The sequence below is a fragment of the Armatimonas sp. genome, assembly GCF_031410135.1.
Taxonomy (GTDB): Bacteria; Armatimonadota; Armatimonadia; order Armatimonadales; family Armatimonadaceae; genus Armatimonas.
Genome location: NZ_JANNYP010000674.1, coordinates 1 through 9,910, shown reverse-complemented (window position 1 = coordinate 9,910; position 9,910 = coordinate 1). Strand labels below are relative to the sequence as shown.

8 protein-coding genes are annotated in these 9,910 nt (G+C 58.0%); 4 read left to right on the top strand and 4 right to left on the bottom strand.

Features of this window, described 5'->3' with window-relative positions; all coding sequences use genetic code 11:
* Positions 1-659: 659 nt before the first annotated feature.
* A complete protein-coding gene (aspS, locus tag RMO15_RS24660) occupies positions 660-2,468 on the bottom strand; it encodes an aspartate--tRNA ligase (protein ID WP_309718865.1) in 1,809 nt (602 codons plus the stop codon).
* Positions 2,469-2,666: 198 nt separating this feature from the next.
* Positions 2,667-3,695 (bottom strand): RNA ligase (ATP), encoded by a 1,029-nt coding sequence (locus RMO15_RS24655; protein ID WP_309718863.1) that lies wholly within the window; start codon positions 3,693-3,695, stop codon positions 2,667-2,669.
* 48 nt (positions 3,696-3,743) lie between these two features.
* On the opposite strand from RMO15_RS24655, the gene RMO15_RS24650 reads away from it, so the two are divergent.
* The 3 genes from RMO15_RS24650 to RMO15_RS24640 all read left to right on the top strand — a co-directional run bounded on the left by RMO15_RS24650 (position 3,744) and on the right by RMO15_RS24640 (position 5,814).
* Positions 3,744-4,514: a glutathione peroxidase gene (locus RMO15_RS24650; RefSeq protein ID WP_309718861.1), complete on the top strand. Its 771-nt coding sequence runs from the start codon at positions 3,744-3,746 to the stop codon at positions 4,512-4,514.
* Positions 4,515-4,591: 77 nt separating this feature from the next.
* Positions 4,592-5,311: an ankyrin repeat domain-containing protein gene (locus RMO15_RS24645; protein ID WP_309718859.1), complete on the top strand. Its 720-nt coding sequence runs from the start codon at positions 4,592-4,594 to the stop codon at positions 5,309-5,311.
* A complete protein-coding gene (locus tag RMO15_RS24640) occupies positions 5,308-5,814 on the top strand; it encodes a hypothetical protein (RefSeq protein ID WP_309718857.1) in 507 nt (168 codons plus the stop codon). The genes RMO15_RS24645 and RMO15_RS24640 overlap by 4 nt, the downstream gene beginning before the upstream one ends.
* Here RMO15_RS24640 and RMO15_RS24635 read toward each other — a convergent pair.
* Together RMO15_RS24635 and RMO15_RS24630 are read right to left on the bottom strand one after the other, a co-directional pair.
* Positions 5,811-7,250 carry a PASTA domain-containing protein gene (locus RMO15_RS24635; RefSeq protein WP_309718854.1) on the bottom strand — a complete coding sequence of 480 codons (1,440 nt, stop codon included), beginning with the start codon at positions 7,248-7,250 and terminating at the stop codon, positions 5,811-5,813. The genes RMO15_RS24640 and RMO15_RS24635 overlap by 4 nt on opposite strands.
* Before the next feature lie 3 nt (positions 7,251-7,253).
* Positions 7,254-8,033 (bottom strand): hypothetical protein, encoded by a 780-nt coding sequence (locus RMO15_RS24630; protein WP_309718852.1) that lies wholly within the window; start codon positions 8,031-8,033, stop codon positions 7,254-7,256.
* On the opposite strand from RMO15_RS24630, the gene RMO15_RS24625 reads away from it, so the two are divergent.
* The coding region (locus RMO15_RS24625; RefSeq protein ID WP_309718849.1) for a heavy metal translocating P-type ATPase at positions 8,034-9,910 on the top strand (1,877 nt) is incomplete at its 3' end.

Below are 9,910 nucleotides of genomic sequence, written 5' to 3'. Positions count from 1 at the left end.
TACCTTGCTAAACTCAGATTTTCATGCTCTGTGGTGAAGCATCTTCATGAGGACTGTTGTCAGATTGGCTGAAATTTTCAATGTCACGACTACGCCAATGTGAGATCCTACCCTTGTTGGTCGAGGCCGATTTTGATGAGTTTAAGTGGAATGAAGTCGCCGAATCATTGCTTGAGCGCATGTCCTATAGTAAGGTGATCGGACGTAGTATCAAGCCGTTTCGTTTACTTACTTCGGATGAGTGGGAGTATGTCTGCGCTGCAGGGACACGTACCCTCTTCCGCTGGGGGGATAATCTTCCGCCTTTAGAGAGTCACTATCCTGGGCAAGAAACAATTTGGAAACAACATCGACAACCAAATGCGTTTGGACTCCAAATGATTCCTGATACCTATTGGTATGAACAATGTCAAGATGGACGGATTCGTGGAGGTGATGGTGGCTGTACCGTGTGTGGCTCGTACTCAAAGCTGACCAATTGGCTACCCCTCGCGAGTTGCGCGCTTCTGCCTAAATCAGAGCATGCAGACTGGGAAAATGAGGGATTAGTACGGCGCGTTTGGCCCCTCGTAAAATAGAACCGGGCTGGGATCGATTCCCAGCCCGGCACGGGCTTTACGGCGCGAAGCGCCACCCAGACGCCTCATTTTATGGGGCGGCTACTCGGCGGGCTTCTCTGCTATTGTGATGCCTAGCTCCTTGAGTTGCTCAGGCTCCACCTCCGATGGGGCGTCCATCATCGGGTCGTAGCCGCCGCCCATCTTGGGGAAGGCAATCACCTCGCGGATGTTCTCTTCGTCGCAGAGGAGCATGACAAGCCGATCCAGACCTGGCGCCATCCCGGCGTGGGGGGGGGCGCCCAGCGCGAAGGCGTCGAGCATGTGCCCAAAGCGGCTCTGGATCTGCTCGGGCGTCAGGCCCATTTTTTCGAAGACCTTCACCTGGATCTCGGGGATGTGGATACGGACTGCGCCCGATGCGCACTCGGTGCCGTTGCAGACCATGTCGTAGCACTGGGCGCGCATGGCTAAGGGGTCAGATTCGAACTTGTCGAGATCCTCGGCCTGGGGCATCGCAAACGGGTTGTGTGCAAATGTGAGCTTGCCCGTTTCTTCGTCTTTTTCGAAGACCGGGAAGTCCACGATCCAGCAGTAGGCGAGCTTGTTTTTATCAATCAGTCCCAGCTTGCCGCCGATAAAGCGGCGCAGGCGGTCCAGCACTTTCGCGACCGTCTCGGGCTGGTCGGCGATAAAGCCTACCAGGTCACCTGGCTTGGCCTCGGCGGCAGCAACCAGCGCCTCTTTTTCGGTATCACTGAGGAACTTGGCGACGGGGCCACGTGTAGCTTTGCCCTCTTCGTCCACGAGGAAATATGCCATGCCCTTGGCACCCCAGTCGCGGCTGAGATTGCCCAGCTCGTCCATCTCGCGGCGGGGGATGCTCGCGCCACCGGGGTAGCGCACGGCTTTTACTTGCCCACCGTTGGCGAGCGTCTGCTGGAAGACGGCAAACTGTGTCTCGGTGAGATGCGGGGCGCAGTCGATCAGCTCCAGCCCGAAGCGGATATCGGGTTTGTCGGTGCCAAAGCGGCGCATGGACTCATCAAACGAGAAGCGTGGGAAGGGCTTGGAGAGAATCGTCTTGCCGGTCTGAGGCGTGAATTTTTCGATCACCTCAATGACCATGCCCTCGACCATGCCTAGTACATCGTCTTGGGTAGCGAATGCCATCTCCAGGTCAATTTGCGTGAACTCGGGCTGCCTATCGGCGCGCTGGCCTTCGTCTCGGAAGCACTTGGCGATCTGGAAGTAGCGCTCCATGCCGCCGACCATCAGGAGCTGTTTGAACTGCTGCGGCGCTTGGGGCAAGGCGTAGAACTTCCCAGCCTGCAAGCGATAGGGCACTAAGTAGTCACGAGCACCCTCCGGCGATGATTTTGTCAGAATCGGAGTCTCGATTTCCAGAAAGTTGTTCTTGTAAAAATACTCGCGGACGGCGCGGACGACCTCATGGCGCAGGTGCATCTTGCGATACATCTCGGGGCGGCGTAGGTCCAAGTAGCGGTACTTGAGGCGCGTCTCCTCGTTGATGTTCTTGTCGTCCAGCTGGAAAGGAAGGGCACGAGCCGTATTGAAAACCGTGATCTCAATGGCCTCGATCTCCACACCACCTGTCTCTAAATTGGGGTTCGCCAGCCCATCGGGGCGAGCGGCAACCCGGCCACGGATAGACAGACAGTACTCGTTGTGAACTTTCTCCGCGATGGCGTGGGCCTCGGGGCCAGTGACATTGCGCGTCGGATCGGCGACAATCTGCACGAGCCCGGTGCGGTCTCGCAAGTCCATGAAGACAACCCCACCGTGGTCACGGACACTATTGGCCCACCCATTAACCACCACTTCCTGTCCCACATGCTCGGCGCGCAGTGCGCCACAGTCTACCGTCCGCTGCCAGCTTGCAAATGCCACAAAAACCTCCTGGTGCCTCAACCGAGGCGCGTAAGCGTCATTATATCGCGGGCATCCCCCCGGTTAGAGCGTGGGGACTGGAGAGCGCTTCGCGCTACAAAGGGCCACCCAGAGGGTACCCGGCCCATATCAAATTCCTATGGCCGGAACGGCCTTTGTAGCTTTAGCTCTCCAGCACCGCCGTTCTAATCGGCGGTGCTACTCGCCCTCTTTAAGTAAGAAGCGGTTGGAGATCACCTTGAACGAGAGCCGTCCGGCAAGGAGCAGGCTGTTGCGCTCGGATTTTGGCCGAATGACGATTCCCTCACGCTCGTTTTGCGTGCCGTCGTACTTGCCCTCGGCGAGGGCGAGGAGCGAGTCCTGGGTATGGGCGAATGCCTCGCCTTCCTCAAGAACCGTGACGGCAGGGAGGTTCGCTTCTGCCAGAAACGCTCTCGCGTCGTCGTGGCTGAGGTACTTGCCCTGCTGCTGGTCGTAGACATTGAAGACGAAAAACTCCAGCGTCTTGAGTCCCAGGCGGTTTGTCTGGATGCCAGGGCCGCAGATCTCGCCCTGCACGGCGAGGTGTGGGAACTTGCGAAGCGCGGCCTCGATCTCATACTTCTTGGCGAGGTTCCAGTAGTGGTTCGCGTCCTCTAGGATGCTCTGGTTACGGCCACAGGCATGGAACTCGTCGGTGCGCGGGTCAATGCAGTAGGTCGCGCTGGTGCCGTCGCACTTGAGTGTAATGACATACGGCAGGCCACGCAGCTCATCGAGCACGCAGGGAACACTCTGCACCCGCATCTCGTCGGTCTTGCGCACCAGCGGCGGGAACGGGCCACGGAAATCGCCCATGCCCGACGGCACGGGAGGCTCCCACTTGCCGACACTCAGAAACGCGGTGAGATCATCGCCCTCACTCAAATTCTCTGGGAGGACAAATTGCGCCAGCGGCATGAGTAAGCCCTGCGAGAGAGTGCCGCGCAGGCGCATGGTCTTGATGCGGAAGCTCTCCGGGCGCGGTTGCGGCTCTGTGGCGTTGCGCGAGGTCCACAGAAACGCGAGCTGCGGAAGCTCCGGTGGGATGGCGTCTATCTCAAAGAACACCCCAAGCGCCCCGACAGCAAACTCGCCTTTCTTGACCACGCACTGCCAGCCATTGATCTGCGCCAGCTCAATGGCATCCGCGTTCTCGATAGGACGGAGCGCCAGCACGCGCTGAACACTCGCAAGTTTTCTTTCCATGATCTTCATTGTCGGCGGTGGGCACACTTTTGGTAAACTGGAAGCGAGATGTTGAAAATGCTCCTTACCGTCGCCGCTTTTCTGATGATCATTCCTGCGGCATTGGCGCGGCCCGAGTACGGAAAAAAAGAAGGCCAGAAGTGCAGCTACTGTCATATCAACTATGCGGCGGGCTACTTTACCTACCGGGGGATGTACTACAAGCTCCACAACCGCTCGTTTGCCAGCTTTGACAATCTCGCCGAGGCCAAGCTCGCCGGTGTTGCGCCCGACTCCGAGGGGGATGCCTCGGCTCCTACCAATTCCGACTACCCGAACGTCAAGGTCGCCCCCTCGCTGAACTTCACTGTCAAGGACATTCTGGGGAACCCAGTCAAGCTCTCTCGCTACGAGGGAAGCGTTATTATGGTCGTCAATGTGGCGTCCAAGTGTGGCAACACGCCCCAGTACAAGAGCCTTGAGGCGCTGTACGAAAAATACAAGGAGAAGGGGCTCGTGATCCTCGGCTTTCCCGCCAACGACTTTGGCGCTCAGGAGCCGGGCACGGACAAAGAGATCAAGGAGTTCTGTGAGCTGACCTACAAAGTGGCGTTCCCGATGTTCTCCAAGATCACCGTCAAGGGCGCGGAGCAGGCTCCCCTCTACAAGTTCCTAACGGACAAGACGACCAATGCTAAGTTCGGCGGCCCCATTGAGTGGAACTTTGCCAAGTTTATCATTGGCCGCAATGGTGAGGTGGTTGCTCGCGTCAAAGCAGGCACCGACCCGCTGACTCCTGCTGTTATTGTAGAGGTCGAGAAGGCGCTTGCTGTAAAGTAAGCGTGTGATACTCTAAACCGAAGCCGCCTGTCGTTTGTGAAAGGCAGCTTGTTGGTTTTTGGATCAGAAAGCTCACTATGCGTCGCCTTGGGGTTGCTCTTATCATACTGTTGGTGGCCTGCCTTCCCTTCGAGGCGAGGCGCGTGCTCGTTCGCGGCAACGATGTGCGAATCATCGAGGCGATGCAGGTTAATGATCTACAGAGTGGTGCCTTATCACTTGAGGGTTCGTACGATTGGGAGGAGCTCATTGCTTTGGCAAAAGGGGACAAGGTAGTTCTTAAACGCCTCCTAGATGTGCAGCTTGTCTACTACACTCGGCCTGGTTGGGATGGAGGGCTCGCTTATCCCGAGAACCTCGCGGCAACCCGAAAACTACTCTCATTGGGAGTCAAGCCGACGTACGAAAATCTCGTGCAGGCGATCGGACAAGATAATGTGCCGACTGCTTGGCTTTTCCTGGAGCACGGTTGCCCAACAGGTGGCACGGATAGTTCTGCACTTTCAAATGCTGCCTACCAGGGGGATCTTGGTTTGGTGAAGGAACTTATCCAGCGCGGGGCGAGTGTGAACAAAATGCCTACTCTTGGCGTTGCGAATCGTCCACTTTTGCATGCGGCATGGCGTTGTAATGTTGAAGTGGTGAAGTTGCTGCTGGCCGAAGGAACTGATCCACGCCTTACTTGTGAGAACTGGGAAAAGAAACCAGAGCCCATCTGGATGACAATTAAGGAGCGAGCGCGCGTATATTCTGGGGATCATCAGCGTGTCTGGGAAGTTGTCAAAGCCCACCTATGAGTAGCGACCATCAGGTGTTGCTCAAACGCCTGCTACGCATTTCGCCAAATACGCCGCTCCACGATGACGATGTGCTGGGGACGTTTATCAAGCTGCCTACTTGGCTCATGGCGCTGGATGACTACCCCTCGCCTTACTACGATCTCGTGGATCATCTATTTATTCACACGAAGATCTTAGAGACGCTAGGGCACTTGAACGATGTGCGCAAGCTAACCGTGGGCGAGGTTCTGGAGGCAATGAAGCTGGGGGAGCTTATGCGTATGATCTCCGAGCACCAGAGTATCCGTCCCGAAAAACTTACTGCCGATCGGTCTCTTGAGGATGACTTAGGGATCACAGGAGACGACTTCGACGAGCTAATGGTGTATCTGGTGGAGGAACTTGGGCTGACGTTTGACCTGAATACCATTCACCTCTACCGTGGCCCAGAAGCGATGTTTGCTCGCTCCTATAAAACAACCGACCTGCGTATTCGTGACCTCCTGCGCTGGATGCCCTAGAGCTTCACGCGCCAGATACGGCCTGCCCAGTCGTCGGTGATGAGTAGGGAGCCGTCTTTGTCCCAGGCGAGCCCGGCGGGGCGGCCATTGACGGCGTTGTCGTCGGCATTTTTCAGCCAGCCGGTGATGAAGTCTTCGGGCTTTTTGGTGCCTGCGGGGACTTTGATGATCTTGTAGCCGGTGAAGCGACTCCGGTTCTGCGAACCGTGGAGCGCGACGTAGGCACTGCCGTCTTTGTCGAAGACCAGCCCGAGGGGGGCGGAGTGGGCGGGGATGAGTACATCAGGAATCAGGGTGCGCTTCTTTAAATCCGGGCGCTCCGGTAGGCGTGGGTCGTGGTGGGGGCCGAGGTAGTAGTAGGGCCAGCCGTAGAAGCCGCCCTCTTTGACCTCCGTCAGAAAGTCCGGCACCAGCTCGTCGCCTAAGTAGTCCCGCTCGCTGACCACGGCCCAGAGGGCGTTGGTCTTCGGGTGAAAGGCCAGGCCAATCGGGTTACGCAGGCCCGAGGCAAAGATGGCAAGCTTGCCGATGGGCTTTCCTGTCTCGTCGAGGGCGTAGCGGACGATTGTGCCGCGCTCGGGCTCCTCGATGTCCGCGTTTTCCTTGCTGCCAATGGTCACGTAGAGCCACTTGCCGTCAGGGGAGAAGGCGAGGTTGCGGGTCCAGTGCTGGCGCATCCCGATCTCGGGAATGTCGGAGATCACGGTCTCGGCGGGCTGGGAGGCGACTAAATCGCCGGATTTGTAGGGCCAGCGCACGACACTTCCCGTGTTGGCGACATAGAGAAAGTCTTTGTGGAAGGCGATCCCAAAGGGAAGATAGAGCGCGTCTGCGTAGACACGGCGCTGATCGGATTTGCCATCGCCATCGGTGTCACGAAGCACGGTCACGCGGTTGGGCTGCTTCTTTTTCTTGACTTCGAGCCGGGACTCCACCACGAAAATATCGCCGTTCTCCGCCACGGTCAGCCAGCGTGGATGCTCTAGCCCCTCCGCGACCAGAGTAACCTCCGACGCTCCCTTGAGAAAGTCTGTCGGTGGGCTCTCCACTTGGCGCGGGAGCCGGATCACGCTCTTGCCGCGCTTTGTGGGAGTGTAGCTTGCGCCTTCACTGGCATTTTTGAGCAGCCCTGGATCGTCGTCTGGCCCGCGGCTGACATGCAGCTCCGCTTTGGTGCCCGGCTTCACCGCCACACCCGCTGCCGGAATCTGCTCCGCCACTTGGCCCTTCGGACGCGTACTGCTGCCCTCACTCACCTCCCCGACGGTCAGCCCTAATTTTACCAGAAGCACCTTCGCCTCCGAGAGAGGCTTTCCCACCAGATCGGGCATCGTCACCCTGGTTTGCTGCGGCGCGACTGCGAGGGGCGTGGGTGAGGCCGTCGGCTGTGTACAACCGAAAAGAGGTACGAGGACAAGAGGGAGAAAGCATCGCATGGTTTAGGATACCTTTTTGGCGACCTCAAGAAGCTCTAAACATTCCTGCCGAACTAAATGGACACGTTTATTAGGGCACGCAACATCGAAACGCACAGCATCGGCATCCCGGTGATCTGCAATTGTTTCAATGGCTAATAAAGTTGCAATCGCCAGGTCTTCATCGGGGATTTTCAGAAGGCGCAAAAGATAGTGATGTTGGTCAAGTGTTAGTGTTTGTACCGTAGAAATATTGAAGTGTGGTAAGAGCCTCGTAAGAGTACGTTGGAGAATCAAGCTTTGCTCGGGATTTCCCATGCAGACTGCTACTTCGAGTATGATAGGAAGCATCGAAGGAGATGTTTGTGGCAAGAGGGCTTCTAGAGCCCAGATGAGCTTTTGCCGAAGGATTTTCGTACGAAATGGCCATACTTGACGCATCAATATACCGACAAGAAATGCGGGGATCAGCATTGTCAGGCTGAGCCACTTGAGGGTTGGTGCAAGAATGAGGGCAGGAACTAACGAAGAAATCAAGTCAAGAACAAGCATCTCTCGCCACTCCTTAAGGTTGTATCTGGCGTAAAATCGACAGTTTTTGAGAAGTTCGGCAATTGTCTCAAGTGCTGTTTCGGTATCCCAATTCGCAACACATTGGGCTGCCGCTTTTGCATCGTTATGAGCACTCAGGAACGAGTGAGCGAGCTTGTACTTTACCTCGTCTCTGAGGGAGTGTGGTTGCCTTTGTTGCGTTTGTTGGCGTTGCGGGATCATCTGCTTGTGAGGATACGATACCATAAGCATATGCCTGTTTCCCGTTACTTTATCTCCGCTATGGACTGCCCCACCGAGGAGCAGATGATCCGCAATCGCCTGCGCAGTGTCTCGGGCATTGAAGGACTTCAGTTTGACCTGATCGAGCGAATTCTCACGGTGACGCATGCCGACGAAGCAAAAGCCACGGCGGAGAGTGCACTGGCGGAGCTGGGGATGCATGCACGGCCTCTGACGGCGGAGAATGCGGGGATGTTGCAGGTGGCACCGGTGCTCCCCAAGGCAAAGCTAATCCGGCTGGGGCTTTCGGGCTTGCTGGCGGCGAGTGCGGAGGCGGGAGCCTGGATCATCGAGAGCCGCACCGGACAGCACGCCGATGATGCGCGTCCTGTGGTTCTGATGGCGCTGGGGTCGCTGGCGCTCTCAGGCGTGGAGACGGCACGCAAAGGCTGGATGGCGCTCAAGACCCGGACACTCAATATTAACTTCCTGATGGGCCTTGCCATTGTGGGGGCTATGGTGATTCAGCAGTGGCCTGAGGCGGCGATGGCCTCGGTGCTCTTTGCGGTGGCCGAGGTGATCGAGGGACTCTCGCTGGAGCGTGCCCGAAAGGCGGTTCAGAGCCTGATGGAAGCCGCACCCGAGACCGTTGAGGTTCTCTCGGACTGCGGAGCCTTTCACGAGAGCAAGCTAGCGCTGGTGGTAGTCGGGGATAGAGTGCGGGTGAAGCCGGGGCAGATCGTGCCGCTGGACGGCGTGGTCACCGAGGGCAGCTCGGCAGTGAACCAGGCGGCAATCACCGGCGAGAGCCTGCCGATGGAGAAGCTTCCAGGCGATGAGGTCTTTGCCGGGACACGCAACATCAACGGGACATTTATCTTTGAGGTTCGTGCGGCGCGGGGCGACACGACGATGGACCGGATTGTCGCGGCGGTCAAAGAGGCACAGCAGCAGCGCGCTCCCACCCAGCGCTTTATTGACACATTCGCCAAAATCTACACCCCGACAGTCGTGGTACTGGCACTTCTCTACGCCGTGATTCCGCCTCTGCTCTTTGGCGGCGGCTGGCAGGAGTACTTCCATAAGGCGCTGGTGATGCTGGTGATCGCCTGCCCCTGTGCGCTGGTGATCTCGACTCCCGTTACCATTGTGAGTGGTCTCACGGCGGCGGCGCGGCTGGGGCTCTTAGTGCGCGGCGGGGCGTTTCTGGAGGCGGGACGCCATATCAAGGTGATTGCTTTTGACAAGACCGGGACACTGACCAAGGGACGGCCTGCAGTGACGGATATCTTGCCGCTGACAGATCGTGGCCCCTCCGAGCTACTGCATCTGGCGGCGAGCTTGGATGCGGCATCAGAGCACCCGGTCGCGGCGGCGATTGTGAATCACTGCGCCCGTAACCACGACTGCCAGCACCTGCCTGTGGAGGCGTTTGAGGCGGTGATCGGTCGCGGGGTGACGGGGACTCTGGAGGGACGGCGGCACTATGTGGGCAACCACCGACTGACCGAAGAGAACCATGTGTGTGGGCCGCACGTGGAGGAGTTGCTGGCCCGGCTTGAGTCGGAAGGCAAGACAACGGTCGTGCTGACTGATGCACAGCAAGCGCTTGCGGTGATCGGGGTAGCGGACACGGTTCGGGAAACCGCAGCAGAGGCGGTGGCACAGCTCAACGCTCTTGGTATCCCGACCGTGATCCTCACCGGAGACGGAAGTGCCGCGGCTCGCCAGATCGCTCAGCAGACCGGTATCACCGATGTCCGTGCCGAGCTTCTCCCCGAAGACAAGCTCTCGGCGGTGACGGCATTGGGGCAGCAGTACGGCAGCATCGGCATGGTAGGCGATGGCATCAACGACGGCCCCGCGCTGGCCCGTGCCAATATCGGCTTTGCGATGGGGCGCTCCTG

Bases quoted from the DNA above. Each gene is read 5' to 3' on its own strand.
- RMO15_RS24635 (WP_309718854.1), bottom strand. From the start codon at position 7,250: ATGCGATGCTTTCTCCCTCTTGTCCTCGTACCTCTTTTCGGTTGTACA.
- RMO15_RS24640 (WP_309718857.1), top strand. From the start codon at position 5,308: ATGAGTAGCGACCATCAGGTGTTGCTCAAACGCCTGCTACGCATTTCG.
- RMO15_RS24650 (WP_309718861.1), top strand. From the start codon at position 3,744: ATGTTGAAAATGCTCCTTACCGTCGCCGCTTTTCTGATGATCATTCCT.
- RMO15_RS24630 (WP_309718852.1), bottom strand. From the start codon at position 8,033: ATGCTTATGGTATCGTATCCTCACAAGCAGATGATCCCGCAACGCCAA.
- RMO15_RS24655 (WP_309718863.1), bottom strand. From the start codon at position 3,695: ATGGAAAGAAAACTTGCGAGTGTTCAGCGCGTGCTGGCGCTCCGTCCT.
- RMO15_RS24645 (WP_309718859.1), top strand. From the start codon at position 4,592: ATGCGTCGCCTTGGGGTTGCTCTTATCATACTGTTGGTGGCCTGCCTT.